We start from the raw sequence: 19,891 nt of genomic DNA on the forward strand, positions 1-19,891 counted from the left end.
CCCAGAGGGGTGACCGTCAGCTGAGTTCAGCGACCGTACTTCACGTAGACGAGGTAGATCGCGAGCACTACCCCGGTGAGGATGCCTATGGGAATGAAGGCATGCACGCCAGTCCAGCGGCTCAGCAACCAGCCGGAGCCGCCCCAGATAATCATTCCCGAGATCAGATAGCTGGGAATCGACCAGGCGGCGTTGGCGAAGTCGCGGCCGTCCTGTTCGGGGCTGCGCTCCATTTCGCTCATCGCGGGCACGACGATAGCAGGCGAGGAGCGGACTAGTCATATCGGACTGCTCCATGAGCATGGTCACGGGGAGCATGGTCACGGGTGTCCCTGCCCGGAGATCCGGGCCTCGGGCTCGACGTAGAGCAGTTTCAGCTTCATGAAGCCGCGCATCTCACCCACGGTCCACGCGACGGTGCAGGCGACGACGGTCAGCGCGAACGCGCGCGGGTGGAAAGCGGTGGCGCTCTCGAATGCCTTCAGCAGGGCGATGATGAGCAGGACCTTCACGGCATAGGTCGCGACCGCGGCCATCATCATCATCGCGGGCGAGATCCGCCCCGCCCAGGAGACCGCGGCCAGGCCGACGGTGAAGAAGACACCGACCAGCGCGATGCCGATGAGCGCGCCGAACGCGCCCTGAAGTCCGGCGAAGATCACCGCGACGACCACGGCGACCAGGCCCACCGCGAGGGTGGGGATGGCGGCGCCCTTGAGCACGCGCACGTCGTTGGCCTGCATCGGAACTCCATCAACCGGTTATCAAGCGAGCGATTGCTTCCTAGGGGATTCCAGCATATGAAACCCCTGCTAGTGAAAGCTATCACAAGCTCGGCGGGGGCTGCCTTTACCTGCCTGTTCGTCGGCAGGTGTTCACAGTGTCGTCGCCCGCGCGCGTGTCGTGGCGCTCGCGGCCGCCGTACCCGGGTCGGACGGATCCGTGGTTCCGATCCCGGAGGCGTGACCGCCCGGAAGGTGCGCGCCCCCCTGCCCCGGTTCGCCCTTGTCACGTGCGCGCTTGTCACGCCGCCCGCCCTTGCGCGACCTCCATCGCGGCGAGGCCATCATGATCAGTACGGCGATCGCCAGCACCACGGTCAGCGGGAACACGATCAGCGGAACGCCGCCGATCGACAGTCCTACCAGTGTGAACGAGAACAGGAACGTCCAGCCGTACATGATCAGAACGCTGCGGCGCTGCGAGTGGCCGATGTCGAGCAGGCGATGGTGCAGATGGCCGCGGTCGGGCGCGAACGGCGACAGGCCGGCGGACGTCCTGCGGACCACCGCCATGACCAGATCGAGCAGCGGAAGGATCATGACCGCGATCGGCAGCAGGAGCGGCAGCACGACCGGGAACTTGTTCATCCGGTCGATGGCGCCGGAGTCGACCGACGAGATGATGGTGATCAGCGAGGTGGCGAGGAGCATCCCGATCAGCATCGCCCCGGTGTCACCCATGAAGATCTTGGCCGGGTTGAAGTTGTGGGGCAGGAAGCCCAGGCACATCCCGATCAGGATCGCCGCGATGGCCGCCGTCACGTTGATGCGGGATCCGCTGCTGTCCTGGGAGAGCGCGATGGAGTAGGCGAAGGTCGCGAGCGCGGCGATCCCCACGATGCCCGCGGCGAGGCCGTCCAGGCCGTCCACGAAGTTGACCGCGTTGATCACGACCACCACGATCATGATCGTGATGATCGTGCGCAGGTTGGGGTCGAGCCCGGTCGAACCGCCCATGTCCTTGGGCAGCGGCAGCCAGGGCAGGTACATCCCGAAGTAGACGAGCAGGCCACCCGCCGCGACCTGCCCACCGAGCTTGACCAGGGCGTCCATGCCGAGCCAGTCGTCCAGGAACCCGGTCAGCACGATCACCCCGCCCGCGACGAGCAGGGCCGTCACCGTCTGCCCCGCCTGTTCGGTGGCGAGCGCGCCCCCGACGTAGGGCAGATGTGTCGCGAGTAACAGTCCGGCGGCCATCCCGCCGAACATCGCCAGGCCGCCCAGTCTCGGGATCGGCACCTTGTGCACGTCCCGCTCCCGCACCTCCGGGGCCGCGCCGATGCGCAGTGCGAACACCCGGACCGGAGGCACCAGCAGGTAGGTGACCGCGGCCGTGACGAGCGCCAGGAGCAGATATTCGCGCACGGACCTAGTTTCTCGCTTGGGCGGACCAGTTGTGACGGGAAAACGTCGCGAAACGCCTCATTCGCCGGGATAAGCCGGATGCGTGGCGGTCAGCGCCCTTACCCGTTCGATCACTGACGTTATAGCACCAGGGTTGCACACGGCTTGCACGACAGCGGAAGCGATCTCTTTCATCTCCCCCGGCCCCATCCCCTGGGTCGTCACGCATGCGGTGCCCACTCTGATGCCGGAGGTGATCGTGGGCGGTTCCGGGTCGTAAGGGATGGCGTTGCGGTTGAGCGTGATCGCCGCCTCCTCACAGCGGCCCTCCGCCTCCGCGCCGGTGACGCCGGCCCCGCGCACGTCGAGCAGCACCAGGTGGGTGTCCGTGCCGCCCGACACCGGGCGCAACCCCTCGGTGGCGACCGCCTCGGCGAAGGCCGCGGCGTTCTCCACCACCGCCGCGGCGTACGTGCGGAACTCCGGCCGCAGCGCCTCGCCGAACGCGACCGCCTTCGCCGCCACGGAGTGCATCAGCGGGCCGCTCTGCGAGAACGGGAACACCGCGCGGTCGATCCTGGCCGCCAGCTCGGCGGTGCAGAGGATCGCGCCGCCGCGCGGCCCGCGCAGCGTCTTGTGCGTCGTGAACGTCACCACGTCGGCGTACGGCACGGCGGACGGAACGGCCTCCCCCGCCATCAGCCCGATCGTGTGCGCGGCGTCCACGAGCAGCCAGGCGCCGGTCTCGTCGGCGATCCCGCGGAACGCCGCGTAGTCGATCAGCCTGGAGTAGGTCGCCGCGCCACAGATGATCATTTTCGGCCGGTGCATGAGCGCGAGGTCGCGCACCTCGTCGTAGTCGATGAGCTCGTTGTCCCTGCGCACGCCGTACGCGACGACGTCGAACCACCTGCCGGAGAAGTTGACCTTGGACCCGTGGGTCAGGTGGCCGCCGTGCGGGAGCGCCATCGCGAGCACGGTGTCCCCCGGCCGCAGCAGGGCCGCGTAGGCCGCGAAGTTCGCCGACGCCCCGGTGTGCGGCTGGACGTTGGCGTGGTCGGCGCGGAACAGCTTCTTCGCCCGGTCGATCGCGAGCCGTTCGGCCTGGTCGACCACCTCGCAGCCGCCGTAGTACCGGTGGCCGGGGTAGCCCTCGGCGTATTTGTTGGTGAGCGTCGAGCCGAGGGCCGCCATCACGGCGGGCGAGGTGAAGTTCTCGCCCGCGATGAGCTGGAGCCCGCCGCGCAGCCGGGCGACCTCGTCCAGAAGCAGTTGGGCGACCTCCGGATCCTGCCGCTCCAGCCGGGAGAAGTCGGGGCCGTAGAACGGTTGTGTCTCATTCATAAACCGGGCTCACATCCCAGGGGTGACCGTTCTCCCAATGTAAGCCCGGCAATGCGCGCCACCAGTGTCTCCATCGGGCTTTACGCAAGCTGTACCAAATATCACCGAAATGTTCGGCGGAGTATCGAGGATTCCCGCGAGGAGACCGATTCGCGGCACGCGAACGCGTATTACCGAATGCCGATCATGCCTGCCGCTTCGGGATGATCCGCTTGACGGCGACCGCCGCGGAGACCAGCGTGAACGCGCCCAGAGCGACCCAGAAAGCGTTCCATCCGAGGAACGGAGCGGACAGCGCGGCGCCCCCGAAACCCGCCGCGACACCGCCGATGGGGGGATTGTTGTACATTTACCATTTCCTTTCTCTACGCCATGCGGCGTCCCAGAAGGCTTTCGCCTGGGCGACCTGAAGAAACACGTCGAAAACCATCTCCACGAGCAGGAGGCTCGCGATCGCCATCTGCGCGACGCCCCTGCTCTTCACCGTCACGATCCGCTCGATCATGAAGATGACGGTGATTCCCAGCCACAGGGGATGAATCACCAGCCCACCGGCGACGGCGATCGACCAGGCCGTCGCACCGAGATACGCGAAGATCACGATGAGGCCGACGAGCGACAGCAACTGCCGCCCCCAGTAGGGCAGGGTCACCCGCGTCCAGCCGTAGTCCGTGAGGTTCTCCAGCGCGCCGCGCTTCCACCTGAGGCGCTGCTTGAAGAGGTCCTGCCAGGTCTCCATGACCTCGGTGGTGAGCGTGCACTCCGCCGGGCAGAGGATCCGGAACCTCAGATGCAACAGGGCCAGGGTCAACTCGTTGTCCTCGGTGAGGACGCGCACGTCGTACACCTGGTCGCGGCCGGGGAGGCGGCCGGTGCGCCGGGCCCTGACGACCTCCTTGAGCGCGAGGGCGCGGAACAGCGTCGCCGTTCCGGTCAGTACGAGGGCCTTGCCCTGGAGCCTCCTGACGTCTCTGGCGTAGCGCGCGTACTCGTTCCGCTGGAACATCCCCACGACGCCACCGCCGGGCTTGCCGGTGAACGTACCGCCGATCGCGGCCAGCTTCCCCGTCGCCAGCCTCGCCACCGCGTGGTGGATGAATCCGGGGTGCAGCGCCGAGTCCGCGTCCATGACCAGTACCGCGTGCGCGCCGCCGAGACGCGGCAGCAGCACCTCCAGAACCTGGTTGAGCGCGCCGGCCTTCTTGTGGCGGTTGCCCACCGTCCTGATCACCTCGGCGCCGTGCGACCTCGCGATCTCCTCCGTCGCGTCGGTGCAGTTGTCGGCGATCACGATGATCCTGTCGGGCCTGCGCCGCTGGCGGTGGAGCGACTGGATCGTCTCGCCGATCTGCCCCTCCTCGTTGTGCGCGGGGACGAGCACGGTGACCCGTATCGACGAGGGCGCCAGCGAGGGAAGGTCCCGTCGTCCGTCCGTCCCGTCGGAGGACCGATGACGTCCACCCGGGCGGGCATGCGCGCGCGGCCCGGCCTCGCGGCTCCGCAGGCGTCGCATCTCATGGGGCGCACGCCGGATTCCCGCCCGAACCATCACTGACCGTCCTGAACAAACGATTTAGATCGGTCCATACGGTATCAAAGGTAGATTTGGGGTATATGGGACGGGTGGTGAATCTGGCGTGAAGCCAATGAAAAATGATCAAAACCGACGAAGTGGGGTGGGTCGGCCGCTCGCCGTGGTCGTCGCCGTCCTGGGCCTGCTCACGGTCGCCACCGTCACCGTGTTCGCGCTCGACCGGTCCTCCGGCGCCGCGCCGGTGCCTCCTGCTCCACCCGCGAGCGCGGCCATACCGGACGCGGAACCCACGCCCTCGACCGCCCGCGCGATGGCGCCCGCGTCCCCTGTGCTGCTGGAGATTCCCAGGATCGGCGTGCGTACGGGTCTCATGACGCTCGGGAAGAATCCGGACGGCACCCTGGAGGTTCCGCCGCTCTCCCGTGTGGACGAGGCGGGCTGGTATCGGCTCGGCCCTTCTCCGGGAGCGACCGGTCCGGCCGTGATCGTGGGACACGTCGACTCGAAGCAGGGCCCGGGGGTCTTCTTCCGGCTCGGTGACCTACGGCCGGGCGACAGGGTGAAAGTGTCACGACAGGACGGGACTCTCGCGACATTCCAGGTGGATTCCCTGGAAAGTGTGCCAAAGGATCACTTCCCGACATCCCGGGTGTACGGAATGACCGACTTCCCGGCGCTGCGACTGATCACCTGCGGTGGGACGTTCGACCGCGGAAGCGGCCACTATCTCGACAACGTGATCGTTTACGCGCACCTCGTGTCAGCGAAGTGACCCACGGTCGGGACGGCGGCCACGCGCGGGCACGCGCAGTACGGTCCGCACCTCAAAGCGGCCCGCGGAGTTTCCGGAACGATCCCCCGAATCCGATCCGCGGATGTGCGATGGGTGCGTCCAGGGCGGTTCTGACCTGGGGCCGTATCAGGAGAACGCGCGCGGCGTTTTGACACCGCCCGGTATCCACCGTGGCGTGTCGGCCGCCTGGTCGCTGATCGCGGTCAGCACGGCCTGGCGGTACATCGCCAGGCGGTTGCGCCACTCCCCCACATCGTCCACGTAGCGTTTCGCCACCGGAGCGTCCCAGACGTCGTTGCTCCGCGCCATCTCGTACGGCTTGTCGAGGGACCGGGTGAGCTGCTCCATCATCGGCAGGACCTGGAGCCAGAGATCGACGAGCCGCTGGTACTCGGGGTTGAACACCCACGTCGTCTGCTGCCCGCCCGGTGTCAGCAGGTCGGTGCTCGACGGTGCCGGCGGCGTCTCGCCCGGCTGGAGCGGAACCGGCGCGGGCGGATCCCCATAGATCACGTCTTGCCTCCACTGGTGTCGGCACTCGCCGCGCGCACGGACTCCGGCGTGCCGGGTACGGCGTCTCCGCCACCCGTGGCGAACGGATCCTCCGTGACGTTGTCCTCCGCCGTTCCCACGTAGTCGCCGAGAGGATCTCCGGGAGCGAGCCCTTCCTGGCGTACGGTCTGCTTGATCGGCTCCAACGGTTCGACGAATCCCGGCGGTCCGTCAGGATGCGGTCCGGGCGCCGTACTGGACGCGCCTTGAGCCGCGGTCCCACCCGTTCCTCCGATGCCCGCCGATGCCCCGGACGTTCCCGCGGTACCGGCGCCCGTGGTACCCGTTGCGGCATGCCCGGTGGTGGGCTGCACCTGCACCGCGCTTCCGTCCACCGAAGTGAGGGACACGTCGCCGACGTGGTTCATCGGAGTGGAGACGACCTTCACACCGTCCACCACGATCACCTGACGCCCGACCGTCTGGTCTATGTCGTCGGGATGATCCTTCCGAGGGGTGTCGATGATCTGGGAATCGTCCGTCGGAAGGCCCGGGTTGCCCGCCCCCGAGGTCACCTGACCGCCACCAGCGCCCGTCGCACCAGCGCCGGTCGTGGCGTCACCAGTCGTTACGGGACCCGTCGCAGTACCTGACGTGGCGTCACCAGTCGTTGCGACACCCGCCGCAGCACCGGCCGCAGTCGACCCGGTGGAGGCACCACCCGTAACGTCTCCAGCCACCCCAGCAACCGAACCGCCCGACACACCACCTGCCGACACATGCCCCCCACCACCACCAGCACCCGACGTGGCGTCACCAGTCGATACGGCACCCGTCGCAGCACCCGACGTGGCGTCGCCGGTCGTGCCGACGATCGAACTCCCCCACGCGTCACCTGGCGCGACAGAGGCCGAGCCGCTTGCCGCACCGGACAGGTCACCGGAAGGCACCGGACCCGTGGCCGCCGCCGTCCCACCGTAGGAGGCCGTGCTCACACCACCTGTGGCTCCGCCGGTCGTACCGGTGGACGCGACCGTAGACGCACCATCGGTCGTGCCGGTGGACGCCGTCCCCGTTGAAACGGTGGTCGTTCCGTTGACGGCACCACCGGAAGCACCACCAGAAGCACCACCGGACACGCCGCCGGGCGTGCTGCCGGATGTGCCATCTGAGCCGCCAGGCGTGCTGCCGGATGTGCCGGTTGAGGTGTCGGTGGAGATCTGGCTTCCCTCGGCGCCGTTCCATGTGTCGTAGACCGCGTCCGGATGCGGGTTGTCGACCGCCGACTTCGGCGTCGTCCCCGCGGAGGTGTCCCGGTGGAGATCATTGGACGCCACGTCCACCCGGACGGGCTCGTCGACGGGCTTGCCTCCGGACCCCTTGTCGTCGCCGGAGGAACCGCTGGTCTTCGGCGTGTGGTCCTTGGACTTCTCGCCGTCCTTGCCGGGGTTGTCCGCGCCGCCCCTGCCGTCCGTCTCCTTGACGTTCGTTCCGTCACCGGACGCCTTGCCACCGGACGCCTTGGGCTTGTCGTCCTTCGCCGGGTCGTCGGCCGGTCTCGTGGTGTCGCGCTCATCGCCGGAGCCCTTGGCTCCGCCCTGGTCCGAGGACTTGGCCTTCTTCTGGTCCGCTTTCTGGTCCGCGTCGTCGGTCGTGCCGTGCGCGCCCTTGCCCGAATGCGATTCCTTGGGCTTGTCGTCCTTCGCCGGGTCGTCGGCCGGCTTCGTGGTGTCGCGCTCACCACCGGAGGGCGACGACGACGGGGGCTTACTCGCCCCGGCCGACTGCTTCTCCTTCTTCTCCAGGAGGACGAGGCGGGAGGTCACGTCCTTCACCATGGTCCCGCAGGCGTCCGCAACCTGGGCGGGCCGGTGCGTCGTCTGTACGGCGACGCCTGCCGCGCGGGTGAGCCGGGTGACCTGGGCATCGATGGCGTCCATCTGCTTCGCGGCCTGCCCGACGTGGGCGAGCAGTTCGCGTACCAGCTTCGGATCCATCCCGTCCAGCTTGGCCATGGGCACGCCTCCACGAAGACATCGGCGCACTTACCGTAACCGTGACGTTAGTCCGACATGGCCTTGATAGCCAGACGGCATGATTGACCCGGTTTGCTGGCCTTGAGTCAGTCGCCGGTGGCGATGTAACTGACGACGCCCCGCAATTTGTCAGCGGGGATCGCGCCCTTGCGCAGCACCCGGGGCACCGCGCTGGTCAGGTCCACGATCGTGGAGGGCACGTCGTCGGCGCACTTGCCACCGTCGAGGTAGACGGCGACGGACTCGCCGAGCTGCGCCTCGGCCTCCTCCGCGGTCGTCGCGGGCGCGGCGCCGGAGCGGTTGGCGCTCGACACCGCCATGGGACCCGTGTCCTTGAGCAGGTCCAGCGCCACCGCGTGCAGCGGCATCCGGACGGCGACGGTTCCCTTGGTGTCGCCGAGATCCCACGACAACGAGCGGTTGGCCCGGCAGATCAGCGTCAGCGGACCGGGCCAGAAGGCGTCCACCAGGTCCTGACCGTAGGGGCCGAGGTCCTCCACCAGCGCGGTCGCCGCGCGTACGGTGCCGACGAGCACGGGGACCGGCATGTCACGGCCGCGTCCCTTGGCCTCAAGCAGCGCGGCCACCGCCGAGGGGGTGAAGGCGTCGGCGCCGATGCCGTAGACCGTGTCCGTCGGCAGGACCACCAGTTCGCCTCGCCGTACGACCGACGCGGCGTCGATCAGCCCAGAGGTGCGCTCACCCTGGTTCGCGCAGTCATAGCGCCTGCTCATGCGTCCCATCCTTCCACGTACGGCACGGCTCTCAGTCCTGCCCGAGGCGCGCGGTGACGAAGCGGTCCCGTCCCGTGAGGTCCTGCCGCAGCCGCACGTCACGCCAGCCGTTGTCCTCGGAGAACAGCCAGTACACCGGGTTTCCCTGCTGGTCGGCGTGCTCCACGGCGACGAACCCGCCCGGCCGCAGCAGCCGCCGTGCCGTGCGCTCGACCGCTCTGACCTCGTCCAGGCCGTCCTCTCCCGAACCGTACAGGGCGCGGGAGGGGTCGTAGTCACGGACCTCGGGGTCGCGCGGGATGGCCCCCGGCGGGATGTACGGCGGATTGGAGATCACCAGATCGACCTTGCCGTTCAGCTCCCGCAGGCAGTCGGTGAGGTCCTCCGGATGGAGCATGGTCCTGCCCTGGCCGTGCTCCAGGATGTTCCGCCTGGCCCAGCCGTACGCCACGGGGTCGATCTCGACGGCGTGCACCTGGGCGAGGGCCACCTCCTGGGCGATCGACAGCGCGATGGCGCCGGATCCGGTGCCGAGGTCGACCACGACGGGGGACGCGACGTCCATCTCGCGCAGCCTGTCGATCGCCCAACCGGCCACGACCTCGGTCTCCGGGCGCGGCACGAACACTCCCGGACCCACTTCGAGGGAGAGATAGCGGAAGTAGGCCCGGCCGGTGATGTGCTGCAGCGGCTCACGGGCCTCCCTGCGCGCGATGCCCTCCCAGAAGAGGGCGTCGAAGTCCGCGTCCTTGACGGTGTGCAGCTTGCCGCGCGACACGCCGTGCACAAAGGCCGCGATCTCCTCGGCGTCGGTACGCGGTGACGGCACGCCCGCCTCGGCGAGCCGGGCGGTGGCGAGTGCGATCTCGTCAAGCAGGAAGGTCATGGGTCCACTTACGAATGGGCAGCGAGCTTTTCCGCCAGTTCGGCGTCGAGCAATGCCTGTATCACCGCGTCCAGATCCCCGTCCAGGACTTGGTCGAGGTTATAGGCCTTGAAGCCCACCCGATGGTCGGAAATGCGATTCTCAGGGAAGTTGTACGTGCGGACCCGCTCGGAACGGTCGACCGTACGCACCTGGGATTTCCGCTCGGCCATGGCCGCCGCCTCGGCCTCTTCCTGGGCCATCGCGAGCAGCCGGGCCCGCAGGATGCGCATCGCCGACTCCTTGTTCTGGAGCTGGCTCTTCTCGTTCTGGCAGGAGACGACCACACCCGTCGGGAGGTGGGTGATCCGGACGGCGGAGTCGGTCGTGTTGACGCTCTGCCCTCCGGGACCGCTCGACCGGAACACGTCGATCCGCAGGTCGTTCGGGTCGATCTGGACGTCCACGTCCTCGGCCTCGGGATAGACGAGCACGCCGGCCGCCGAGGTGTGGATGCGGCCCTGGGACTCGGTCACCGGGACGCGCTGGACGCGGTGGACGCCGCCCTCGAACTTGAGGCGGGCCCAGACGCCCTCCTTGCCCTTGATCGCGACCGTGACGTCCTTGTAGCCGCCGAGATCGGAGTGCTGGGAGTCGATGATCTCGGTCTTGTATCCGGCGCGCTCGGCGTATCGCAGGTACATCCGGAGGAGGTCGCCGGCGAACAGGGCCGACTCCTGGCCGCCCTCACCCGCCTTGATCTCCATGATGATGTCCTTGTCGTCGTTCGGGTCGCGCGGGACGAGGAGGTGCGTCAGCCGCTCCTCCAGGCCCGGGATGCGGCCTTCCAGCTCCGACGCCTCATCGGCGAACGCCGCGTCTTCGGCCGCCAGTTCCCGCGCCGCCGCGAGGTCCTCACGGACGCCCTCAAGCTCGCGGTACGTCGTGACGATGGGGGTGAGCGTCGCGTAGCGCTTGCCGTACGTCCGCGCCTTCGCCTGGTCGGCGTGCACGGAGGGATCGGCGAGCTTCAACTCCAGATCCGCGTACTCACTGATGATCTCGTCGAGATTCACCGCGCGCTCCTTTCCTTGGGGCGGCTATCGGGACATGGCCTCCATCACGAAGAACGCCGACCCGGGCACGCCTCGGTCGAATTCGACAGAGGCGCGTCCGAGCCGGCGTCCGTGCAGAGCTACTGGCTCTTCTGGGCCTTCTTCCCGAAGCGCGCCTCGAAGCGCGCCACCCGGCCGCCCGTGTCGAGGATCTTCTGCTTGCCCGTGTAGAACGGGTGGCAGGCGGAGCAGACGTCGGCGTGGATGACACCGTTCTTGGCGGTGCTGCGGGTGGTGAAGCTGTTCCCGCAGGTGCAGGTCACCTGGGTGACGACGTAGTCCGGGTGAATCTCGGCCTTCATTGTTCAGTCCTAACGCTAGGCGCGGTCGCCGGGTCGCTTGTTCACCGTGCAGGATCGCCCGTGCAGGCTTACGCGCGTCGGGCACACTCGGGACGCGCGCGCGGGAACCGGTACCGCTGCGGTTCGGCTACCAGTGTGCCAGATCGAGAAACCCCTCAAGGCCGCCGCCTATTCCCGGCGTATCCGCGTGCCGGCCCGAAGCGCCTCGGCGCACTGCGCGGGCCACCCTTCTCGTCTCGTCACACGGCCTCGGCTGTCGCCGGAATGCCGGGCCCGTACCCCGAGGGGACGGATGTGTCCTATGCCACTCTTGGCGACTGAAGATCGGTTTCTCATGCCCTTCCCGGAATGCCGCGACAGGCCGTCCGGGGATGTGGATCAACGACCGACTTCCCAGCTCACAGCACATAACACAACAATCCGGAACATCGCGGAAAGCGTCCGGTAAATGGGGAGCTACTTCTCCATCCGGGTGGACGAGTCACACAGGCCCCACTAGGCTCCGGTGTTCAAACCCGACTTTTCCCTCAATTTTACCAATGTAAGGGGTATCCATGAGGAAGAGCCTGCGGCTTGCAGTAGCGGCCGCAACGGGGGCAGCACTCTTCGCTACCGGTGCGGCCATCACCGTAGCCTCCCCCGCAAACGCCGTGTCCGCTGTTGCCCTTCGAGCGGCCGGCGACATCAAGGCACTCGCATCCACCGGCGACCTGTTCATCCCGCCGACCGGTAGCGACAAGATCGGCTTCAGCTTCACCATCGACGACCCTTACGACACCACAGACGCCAAAAAGGGCGAGGTGAAGTACAAGGTCTGGGCCAGGTACACCACTGATTCCTCGGCCAACCCGGTGGTATGGAAGACGGGCGACGTCACCCAGCTGACCAAGTCCACCGCCAACCCGATTCCCACCGGTGCTGTCAAGATGACGGGCTCGATCTCCGTCTCTTCCAGCGACAAGCCAGGGGACAAATGGCAACTCCAGGTTGCTCAGACGGACGACAGCGTGACGTCTGCTCCGACTGACAATGCGGCGTGGAAGGACTCGATCGCCCTCGACGTCAAGGCCGCGACCCGTGTCAACGGGGCGAGCGTCTCTCCGAACCCCGTCAAGCTGAAGTCGGGTTCGGAAGTCGACGTCTTCGTGGCGTTCGAGCTGGAGAAGGCCGGTGACGAGAAGGTCACCGACGTCCGGCTCGAGAGCAAGAGCTACGACGACTACTACTCGCTCGGCACCGGCATGGAGTCGGACGGCAAGTCGTACCACGACTCGGCCGCCTTCGACTACAGCACCTCGTCCGGCGCCTGGCAGCTGAAGATCACGGTCACCCGTGGTTCGAAGACCTACAGCTTCGTCAAGGGCTTCGAGGTCTCGAAGAGCGGCTCGTCGAAGGCCAAGTCGAAGGTCAAGCTGTCCGTCTCGCCGTCCAAGGTGAAGAAGGGCAAGACCGTCAAGCTGTACGGCAAGGCCTACCGCGGCTCCGCCGGCTGGGGCAAGAAGATCATGAAGCTCTACTTCAAGAAGAAGGGCTCCTCGAAGTGGTCGTTCGTCGGCTACGTCGGCTCCACCTCGACCGGTAAGTTCTCCAAGACCGTCAAGCCGAAGTACACCGGCTACTGGCGTCTGGCGGCCACGGGTACCAGCAAGACCTACGGCTCCTACTCCAACTACAAGCTGGTGACGGTCAAGTAACACCCAGGGGTTCCTGCACGTCTCGCGTCACCAACCCCTGGCGCAATTCGTACAGCACCAGGAAGGGCCCGCACGGAACGCACCGTGCGGGCCTTTTTCATGTCCGGCGGCCGGGATGTCCGCGCGTGTCCTGACGCGTCCCCACAACCGCGACAGACCCGCATGCCCCGCCCGTACGCGAGACGTCGGGCGCGGCGCCGTCCGTACCGGGCGCGCGCAGGGAAACGCCCCGGGTGGTGAACCACCCGGGGCGTTTCGCCGTACAGGAACTCAGTCGCGGTCGTTGCTGACCGTCGTCTTCTGCACCTGGAGCAGGAACTCGGCGTTGGACTTGGTCTCCCGCATCTTCTCCAGGAGGAGTTCGAGAGCCTGCTGCATGTCGAGGGCGTGGAGCACGCGCCGCAGCTTCCAGACGATCTGGAGCTCGTCCTTCGACATGAGGATCTCCTCCTTGCGGGTGCCGGACGCGTCGACGTCCACCGCGGGGAAGATCCGCTTGTCGGCGAGGGACCGGTTGAGCTTGAGCTCCATGTTTCCGGTGCCCTTGAACTCCTCGAAGATGACCTCGTCCATCTTGGAGCCGGTCTCGACCAGCGCCGTGGCGAGGATCGTCAGGGAGCCGCCGTTCTCGATGTTGCGGGCGGCGCCGAAGAAGCGCTTCGGCGGGTACAGCGCGGTGGAGTCCACACCACCGGACAGGATGCGGCCCGACGCGGGCGCGGCCAGGTTGTAGGCGCGGCCCAGACGGGTGATCGAGTCCAGCAGCACGACGACGTCGTGGCCGAGCTCCACCAGACGCTTGGCCCGCTCGATGGCGAGCTCGGCGACCGTGGTGTGGTCCTCGGCGGGACGGTCGAAGGTCGAGTGGATGACCTCGCCCTTGACCGACCGCTGCATGTCGGTGACCTCTTCCGGACGCTCGTCGACGAGGACGACCATCAGGTGGCACTCGGGGTTGTTGCGCGTGATCGCGTTGGCGATCGACTGCAGCACCATCGTCTTACCGGCCTTCGGCGGTGAGACGATCAGACCACGCTGGCCCTTGCCGATCGGCGAGACCAGGTCGATGATCCGCGTGGTGAGGACGTTCGGCTCGGTCTCCAGACGCAGGCGCTCCTGCGGGTAGAGCGGCGTGAGCTTGTTGAAGTCGGGCCGCTGACGGGCCTGCTCCGGCTCCATGCCGTTGACCGTGTCGAGGCGGACGAGCGCGTTGAACTTCTCGCGCCGCTCGCCCTCGCGCGGCTGCCGGACGGCGCCGGTGACGACGTCGCCCTTGCGCAGGCCGTTGCGGCGGATCTGCGCCAGCGACACGTACACGTCGTTCGAGCCGGGCAGGTAGCCGCTGGTGCGCACGAACGCGTAGTTGTCGAGGATGTCCAGGATGCCGGCGATCGGGATGAGGACGTCGTCCTCGCTGATCACGGGCTCGTTGCTGTCGAAGCGGTCGCGGCCACGGCGGTTGCGCTCGCGGAACCGGCCGCGACGCCCACGAGCGTCGTCGCCCTGGTCGCCGCCGCGGCTGTCACCACGGTCGCCACGGCTGTCACCACGGTCACCGCGGCTGTCACCACGGTCACCACGGTCGCCACGGCTCTCACCACGGTCACCACGGCTCTCACCACGGTCACCACGGCTCTCACCACGGTCACCACGGCTGTCGCGGCTGTCGCGGCTGTCGCCCCGGCCGTCGCGGCCATCACGTCCGTCGCGGCCCTGCTGGTCGCGGCCACGCGACTGACCATCGCCCGCGTCCGCGGCCCGCTGGTCCGTACGGCTGTCGCGGTCGCCGGAACGCTCGCCCGAGCGGTCGCGGTCGCCGGAGCGCTCGCGCCGGTCACCGCGGCCGCGCCGCTCACGGCGGTCGGACCGCTCGCCACGGGCGTCGCCACGGGTCTCACCCTGGGCGTCGCCCTGGGGCTCGGTGGTGGCGAGGACGTCGGCTCCGGCGGAGGCGCCGGTCGAGTTGGTGGCGGGAGCGGCGGCGGGAGCGCTGTCCACGCGCTCGACGGCGGGCTGCTCCTCGCGGGTCTCCACAACGGGAGCGGCGGGTGCGACGGGCTCGGCGGGCGCGGCGGCGGCGCGGGAACGTTCCCTGCGGCCACGAGCGGGGCGTTCCGCGACGGCGACCGGCGCCTCGGCGGCCGGCTTCGGCTCCGCCTGCGCCTCTCCCGTCACTCCCTGCTTCTCCTGGATGGCCGCGATGAGCTGGCTCTTGCGCATCCGCCCGATCCCGCTGATGCCGAGACCGGTGGCCATGGCCTGCAGCTCGGGCAGCACCATGCCGGCCAGGCCGGTGCCGGAGCGACGACGCGGTCGAGCCGGAGCAGTGGTGGGGGTGTCGCCGGCGGCCTGGCCGTCGGAGAGGAGTTCGGTGGTGTCGCTCAACTAAGGGTCCTTCCCAGGGGTCGGGCACCGGACTCGTGCGTCCTGGTGTCCCGGTGGTGCGACCCGGCGGGACAGACCGGGTCGGGCTTCGCGAATCTCAGGTGTTGATGACGCTCCGGACTCGCGAGCTGCCAGATGTCGAAGTGGTTCGAACGCGCATGCCTCCGAGAACCCCACCTCTCGTCACGCCGAACGGGGCAACGGGAGGAAACGGTTTCGGGAAAATCGCCCTGCCCGCGTCGAAGGACGCGGAGCGAAGTGCAGCGATGTGCGAATGACAAGCACGCACCCAACACGGGGGCACCTGGTGCGGCTATCAGCCTAACATCACCAGCGCACACAGCTATTCCCTGGAGGTCGAAGAGGCATCAGCGTGTCTCGGGAAACTGAACGCCCGCACCATTCAGGTCGACGTTCAACGGCTGGATGAGCCAGTCCGTACCCACTTCTGGTGCGATCAAATCCTCGGTGTCCGATGTGGAAAACGCAAGGACCGTCGGACCCGCTCCCGAGACGACCGCGGGAACTCCCGCGGCGCGCAGCCGTCGTACCAGGTCGGCGGTCCGCGGCATGGCGGGCGCGCGATAGTCCTGGTGGAGGCGGTCTTCGGTGGCGGCGAGAAGCAGGCCGGATTCCGGCATCCGGGTCAGCGCCGCGATGAGCAGCGCCGCCCGCCCCGCGTTGACGGCGGCGTCGGCGTGCGGGACGTCCTTCGGCAGGAGTCCGCGCGCCTCCTCCGTCGACAACCGGAAGGCCGGGATCAACACGACCGGCCGGATGTCGCCGTGCGGGGCGAGCTTCACCATATGTGCTGTGCCGGACTGCTCGGTCCACGCGATGGTCAGCCCGCCCGCGAGGCACGGCGCCACGTTGTCCGGATGGCCTTCCAGCTCCGTGGCCAGCTCGAACGCCTCGTCGTCCGACATGGTCGGCGGCTCCGCCGGGGCTCCGGCCGTACCGGCGACGGCGGGTGCGAGCGCACGCGCGGCGAGGATGCCGGCGCAGATGGCGGCGGAGGACGAGCCGAGCCCGCGCGCGTGCGGGATGCGGTTGCGGCAGCGGAGCGCGATGCCGGCGGGCTGCGGGACGCCGATGCGGTCGAACGTGGCCCGCATGGTCCTGATGATCAGATGGCCCTCGCCCGCGTCCAGCTCTCCCTCGCCCTGGCCCTCGACCTCGATGGTCACGCCGTCGCCGGTGAGCGCGGCCTCGACCTCGTCGTACAGGTCGAGCGCGATGCCGAGGGTGTCGAATCCGGGCCCGAGGTTGGCGCTCGTCGCCGGAACCCGGACGAGGACGCTGTTGCTAGCGGTCATTCATCACCAGAATCCACTACATGATCAGGACGGGATCGGCGCCGGCCGGGCGGCCGTACCGGCACCGGGTGCGCGACGGGGAACGGCGCGGGCCGGAGAGCCGGCGCCGTTCCGGTGGTCGCGCGGAGTCAGGCGAGTTCGAGCGCGGTGGCCGCGGCGTAGGCGTCGACGGGGATCGTCACCGGAGCGGGAGCGCCGGAGATCGCCCAGTCGGGGTCCTTGAGGCCGTTGCCGGTCACCGTGCAGACGACGCGCTGGCCCGGGGTGAGCAGCCCCTGCTCGTGGGCCTGCAGCAGGCCCGCGACGCTCGCCGCCGACGCGAGTTCGACGAAGACGCCCTCGCTCTGCGCGAGCAGCTTGTACGCCGAGGCGATCTGGCGGTCGGTCACCGCCTGGATGTCGCCGCCGGACTCGTCCCGCGCGGCCTCGGCGAGCTTCCAGGAGGCGGGGTTGCCGATCCTGATCGCGGTCGCGATGGTGTGCGGGTGGGTCACCGGCGCGCCGCCGACGATGGGCGCGGCGCCGCTCGCCTGGAAGCCGAGCATCCGCGGCGTCCTGGTCGCGATGCCGTCCGCGGCGTACTCCTTGTAGCCCATCCAGTACGCCGAGATGTTGCCGGCGTTGCCGACGGGGATGCAGTGGACGTCGGGCGCGTCGCCGAGAGTGTCGACGATCTCGAACGCGGCCGTCTTCTGGCCCTGCAGGCGGTACGGGTTGACCGAGTTGACCAGCGCGATGGGGTAGTTCTCGGCGAGCTTCCTGGTCATCTCGAGGCAGTCGTCGAACGAGCCCTCGACCTGGAGCAGCCGGGCCCCGTGGACGAGCGCCTGGGCCAGCTTGCCCATGGCGATCTTGCCGCGCGGGACGAGCACCGCGCAGGTCAGCCCGGCGCGTACGGCGTAGGCGGCGGCGGAGGCGCTGGTGTTTCCCGTGGAGGCGCAGATCACCGCCTGGGCGCCGTCCTCCACGGCCTTGCTGATGGCCATGGTCATGCCACGGTCCTTGAAGCTGCCGGTCGGGTTGAGTCCCTCGACCTTGAGATAGACGTCGCAGCCGGTCAGCTCGGAGACGCGCCTGGCGGGCACGAGCGGCGTGCCGCCTTCGAGCAGGGTGACCACGGGCGTCGTAGTGGTCACCGGAAGCCGGTCACGGTACTCCTCGATGAGGCCACGCCAAGCCCTGGTCATGATCGCTCCTTCTACGCGGGCTCCGTCACACGGGCCCACCTGCGGTATCAGCCATCGAGTTTACGGCCAACCGCTCTACCTGCGGGATCCGCTGTCCAGCTTATGGACAGATTTATGGACATGCTGACGAGATACCGGGATTAGTGAATGTTCCAGCTATCAGCGAACTACAAGTCAGCTTCGCTAGGGTCGATCCCTAACTTGACTCGACCAGTGACAAGCGAGGAGGGGGTCGTGACGGGCGACGAGACCCGGCCGAGGATTCGGCACAACGACTATTCTCCCCTGACCCCCGCGCCGATCGGCCGGTGGCGTCCCGAGCTGCCGGTCAGCGTGATCATCCCGGCGCACGGTGGCCAGCACCGGCTCGACCTCGCCCTCGCCTCCCTCGCGGCGCAGACCTATCCGGCCCATCTGACAGAGGTCGTCATCGTCGACGACGGCAGCTCGCCGCCCCTGCGATTACCGGAGATCCGCCCGGAGAACACCCGGATGATCGCCACCACGGACGGCTGGGGCCCGGGGCGCGCCTTCAACACCGGCGTCGCCGCGACGGAAGGGACGGTCGTGCAGCGCCTGGACGCCGACATGGTCGTCCATCGCGAGCACCTGGAGGCGCTGCTGCGCTGGCACCACCTGACCGACTATCTGGTCACGATCGGCGCCAAGCGGTTCATCGAGGAGCCTCCCGTCACCGCCGCGGAGGTCCACCAGGCCGTCGCCGGGGGCACGCTGAAGCGGCTCTTCGACCCCGACAAGGCGATTCCCAGCACGACGGAGATGACCATCCTCCGCCTGGACGGCCTACGGAGCAGCAAGAATCCCTACCACGTCTGCACCGGCCCCACCCTTTCCCTCTATCGCACGCTTTTTCGCGAGATAGGTGGATTCGATCAGGAGGTCCAGCGGGGCGAGGACACGGAGCTGGGATACCGGCTGGCCCAGGCGGGGGCGGTCTTCGTGCCGGACCTCGAGGCGCGGGCCGTCCATCTCGGCCTGCCCGCGCAGCGGCGCGACCGCGGAGCGACCGTCCGGGCCGTCGAGCCCTACCTGGCCCATCGCGTGCCGCTGCGCCGTGACCTGCGCAAGGAGCGGGGCCGGCGCTGGCGGGTGCCGTACGTCGAGGTGGTCCTGCGCGTGGCCGAGGCCGGCGAGCGGAAGACACGCGCGGCGGTGAACGCGGCGCTGGACGGGACGCTGCCCGACGTCGCGGTCACGCTGGTCGCGCCGTGGTCCGCGCTGCCCACCGGACGCCATTCCGTGCTGGAGGCCCCGGGCTTCGAGTTGCGCATGATTCGGGAGGGATTCCACGACGACCCGCGCGTACGGCTGGCCGAGGACGTGACGCCGAGCGCGGCGCCCGTGCCGTTCCGCTACTCGGGTCCCGTGGACGTGCCACCGGCACCGGCGACGCTGGAGCGGATGGTCAAGGCGCTGCTCGACGAACGGCTCGGCCTGCTCGTGGTCGATTTCCCCGACGGTCGCACCGCGACTCTGGAACGTACCGAAGCCGTCGGCCGGGCCCGCCTGCTGGCCGCACCCGGCGAGCCGCTCGCGGACGTCATCCACCAGACCCACGGCGTACGGCACAGCCCGGCCGGGGACTTCTGGCCCTCGCCCGCGGGACGACCCGCCGTCACACCTGCCCCTTCGCAGGCTCCATCCGGTGAGGGCCGTCCGCTCGACGGCCGATCGTCGGCGGCGTCTCCCTCCGAGACCGGAGGATCACAGCCCGCAGAGTCACGGCCTGGCTCACAGCCTGAGTCACGGCCTGGATCAGGGTCCGAGCCGCGGGCGGGCACGGCGTTGTCGGCGGAGACGCGGTCCGCGATGACCGGGCTCACCCAGGCGTGGACACCTGGAGGAGCCCGTCGGGAGCGTTCCTGGATCCAGCGGGTGCGCACGGCTCTCCGAAGCCGCTACCTCTGACGCCGCCCTCTCCGGCGTACGGGGCGCCATGATCGTGCG

The 19,891-nt window shown here is 68.6% G+C and carries 18 protein-coding genes; 3 read left to right on the top strand and 15 right to left on the bottom strand.

The window, feature by feature from the left end:
• Window positions 1-26: 26 nt before the first annotated feature.
• From IMZ11_RS00410 to IMZ11_RS00435, 6 genes are all read right to left on the bottom strand, one after another.
• Window positions 27-242: a hypothetical protein gene (locus tag IMZ11_RS00410; RefSeq protein ID WP_061255217.1), complete on the bottom strand. Its 216-nt coding sequence runs from the start codon at window positions 240-242 to the stop codon at window positions 27-29.
• Between the two features lie 78 nt (window positions 243-320).
• Window positions 321-743, bottom strand: a complete 423-nt coding sequence (locus tag IMZ11_RS00415; protein WP_061254891.1) for a hypothetical protein — start codon at window positions 741-743, stop codon at window positions 321-323.
• 132 nt (window positions 744-875) lie between these two features.
• The gene (locus tag IMZ11_RS00420; RefSeq protein WP_228636710.1) at window positions 876-2,147 is read right to left on the bottom strand and encodes a glycosyltransferase family 4 protein; all 1,272 of its coding nucleotides are present in this window, start codon (window positions 2,145-2,147) and stop codon (window positions 876-878) included.
• Window positions 2,148-2,204: 57 nt separating this feature from the next.
• Window positions 2,205-3,470 (bottom strand): serine hydroxymethyltransferase, encoded by a 1,266-nt coding sequence (glyA, locus tag IMZ11_RS00425; protein ID WP_228636711.1) that lies wholly within the window; start codon window positions 3,468-3,470, stop codon window positions 2,205-2,207.
• A 184-nt stretch (window positions 3,471-3,654) separates the two neighbouring features.
• Window positions 3,655-3,819, bottom strand: coding sequence for a hypothetical protein (locus IMZ11_RS00430; RefSeq protein ID WP_228636712.1), 165 nt, complete (start codon window positions 3,817-3,819; stop codon window positions 3,655-3,657).
• Window positions 3,820-4,851, bottom strand: coding sequence for a glycosyltransferase family 2 protein (locus IMZ11_RS00435; RefSeq protein ID WP_308066714.1), 1,032 nt, complete (start codon window positions 4,849-4,851; stop codon window positions 3,820-3,822).
• A 295-nt stretch (window positions 4,852-5,146) separates the two neighbouring features.
• On the opposite strand from IMZ11_RS00435, the gene IMZ11_RS00440 reads away from it, so the two are divergent.
• Window positions 5,147-5,776, top strand: coding sequence for a class F sortase (locus IMZ11_RS00440; RefSeq protein WP_228636714.1), 630 nt, complete (start codon window positions 5,147-5,149; stop codon window positions 5,774-5,776).
• A gap of 147 nt (window positions 5,777-5,923) precedes the next feature.
• On the opposite strand, the gene IMZ11_RS00445 is transcribed toward IMZ11_RS00440, so the two are convergent.
• The 6 genes from IMZ11_RS00445 to rpmE form a co-directional block, all read right to left on the bottom strand.
• Window positions 5,924-6,310, bottom strand: coding sequence for a hypothetical protein (locus IMZ11_RS00445; RefSeq protein ID WP_228636715.1), 387 nt, complete (start codon window positions 6,308-6,310; stop codon window positions 5,924-5,926).
• On the bottom strand, window positions 6,307-8,304 hold the full coding sequence (locus IMZ11_RS00450; protein WP_228636716.1) for a hypothetical protein: 1,998 nt from the start codon (window positions 8,302-8,304) through the stop codon (window positions 6,307-6,309). Before IMZ11_RS00450 ends, IMZ11_RS00445 begins: the two co-directional genes overlap by 4 nt.
• Before the next feature lie 107 nt (window positions 8,305-8,411).
• A complete protein-coding gene (locus tag IMZ11_RS00455) occupies window positions 8,412-9,059 on the bottom strand; it encodes an L-threonylcarbamoyladenylate synthase (protein ID WP_228636717.1) in 648 nt (215 codons plus the stop codon).
• Between the two features lie 31 nt (window positions 9,060-9,090).
• Window positions 9,091-9,945, bottom strand: a complete 855-nt coding sequence (gene prmC / locus IMZ11_RS00460) for a peptide chain release factor N(5)-glutamine methyltransferase (RefSeq protein ID WP_228636718.1) — start codon at window positions 9,943-9,945, stop codon at window positions 9,091-9,093.
• 8 nt (window positions 9,946-9,953) lie between these two features.
• Window positions 9,954-11,000 (bottom strand): peptide chain release factor 1, encoded by a 1,047-nt coding sequence (gene prfA / locus IMZ11_RS00465; protein ID WP_061254898.1) that lies wholly within the window; start codon window positions 10,998-11,000, stop codon window positions 9,954-9,956.
• A gap of 119 nt (window positions 11,001-11,119) precedes the next feature.
• Complete coding sequence (rpmE, locus tag IMZ11_RS00470) at window positions 11,120-11,341, bottom strand: 50S ribosomal protein L31 (RefSeq protein WP_061254899.1); 222 nt, start codon at window positions 11,339-11,341, stop codon at window positions 11,120-11,122.
• Window positions 11,342-11,991: 650 nt separating this feature from the next.
• On the opposite strand from rpmE, the gene IMZ11_RS00475 reads away from it, so the two are divergent.
• Window positions 11,992-13,035 carry a hypothetical protein gene (locus tag IMZ11_RS00475; RefSeq protein ID WP_228636719.1) on the top strand — a complete coding sequence of 348 codons (1,044 nt, stop codon included), beginning with the start codon at window positions 11,992-11,994 and terminating at the stop codon, window positions 13,033-13,035.
• A 270-nt stretch (window positions 13,036-13,305) separates the two neighbouring features.
• On the opposite strand, the gene rho is transcribed toward IMZ11_RS00475, so the two are convergent.
• The 3 genes from rho to thrC form a co-directional block, all read right to left on the bottom strand.
• Window positions 13,306-15,420 (bottom strand): transcription termination factor Rho, encoded by a 2,115-nt coding sequence (rho, locus tag IMZ11_RS00480; protein WP_228636720.1) that lies wholly within the window; start codon window positions 15,418-15,420, stop codon window positions 13,306-13,308.
• Between the two features lie 368 nt (window positions 15,421-15,788).
• A complete protein-coding gene (thrB, locus tag IMZ11_RS00485; RefSeq protein ID WP_228636721.1) occupies window positions 15,789-16,736 on the bottom strand; it encodes a homoserine kinase in 948 nt (315 codons plus the stop codon).
• Window positions 16,737-16,864: 128 nt separating this feature from the next.
• Window positions 16,865-17,923 carry a threonine synthase gene (thrC, locus tag IMZ11_RS00490; protein WP_061254903.1) on the bottom strand — a complete coding sequence of 353 codons (1,059 nt, stop codon included), beginning with the start codon at window positions 17,921-17,923 and terminating at the stop codon, window positions 16,865-16,867.
• A gap of 234 nt (window positions 17,924-18,157) precedes the next feature.
• Here thrC and IMZ11_RS00495 point away from each other — a divergent pair, with 234 nt between their 5' ends.
• Window positions 18,158-19,852 (top strand): glycosyltransferase, encoded by a 1,695-nt coding sequence (locus tag IMZ11_RS00495; protein WP_228636722.1) that lies wholly within the window; start codon window positions 18,158-18,160, stop codon window positions 19,850-19,852.
• Window positions 19,853-19,891: the final 39 nt, after the last annotated feature.

The sequence above is a fragment of the Microtetraspora sp. AC03309 genome, assembly GCF_020826795.1.
Taxonomy (GTDB): domain Bacteria; phylum Actinomycetota; class Actinomycetes; order Streptosporangiales; family Streptosporangiaceae; genus Microtetraspora; species Microtetraspora glauca.

Excerpts from the sequence above, each read along its gene's own strand:
- IMZ11_RS00410 (WP_061255217.1), bottom strand. The coding sequence starts at position 242 with ATGAGCGAAATGGAGCGCAGCCCCGAACAGGACGGCCGCGACTTCGCC.
- IMZ11_RS00415 (WP_061254891.1), bottom strand. The coding sequence starts at position 743 with ATGCAGGCCAACGACGTGCGCGTGCTCAAGGGCGCCGCCATCCCCACC.
- glyA (WP_228636711.1), bottom strand. The coding sequence starts at position 3,470 with ATGAATGAGACACAACCGTTCTACGGCCCCGACTTCTCCCGGCTGGAG.
- IMZ11_RS00430 (WP_228636712.1), bottom strand. The coding sequence starts at position 3,819 with ATGTACAACAATCCCCCCATCGGCGGTGTCGCGGCGGGTTTCGGGGGC.
- IMZ11_RS00450 (WP_228636716.1), bottom strand. The coding sequence starts at position 8,304 with ATGGCCAAGCTGGACGGGATGGATCCGAAGCTGGTACGCGAACTGCTC.
- IMZ11_RS00455 (WP_228636717.1), bottom strand. The coding sequence starts at position 9,059 with ATGAGCAGGCGCTATGACTGCGCGAACCAGGGTGAGCGCACCTCTGGG.
- prmC (WP_228636718.1), bottom strand. The coding sequence starts at position 9,945 with ATGACCTTCCTGCTTGACGAGATCGCACTCGCCACCGCCCGGCTCGCC.
- rpmE (WP_061254899.1), bottom strand. The coding sequence starts at position 11,341 with ATGAAGGCCGAGATTCACCCGGACTACGTCGTCACCCAGGTGACCTGC.
- thrB (WP_228636721.1), bottom strand. The coding sequence starts at position 16,736 with ATGACCGCTAGCAACAGCGTCCTCGTCCGGGTTCCGGCGACGAGCGCC.
- thrC (WP_061254903.1), bottom strand. The coding sequence starts at position 17,923 with ATGACCAGGGCTTGGCGTGGCCTCATCGAGGAGTACCGTGACCGGCTT.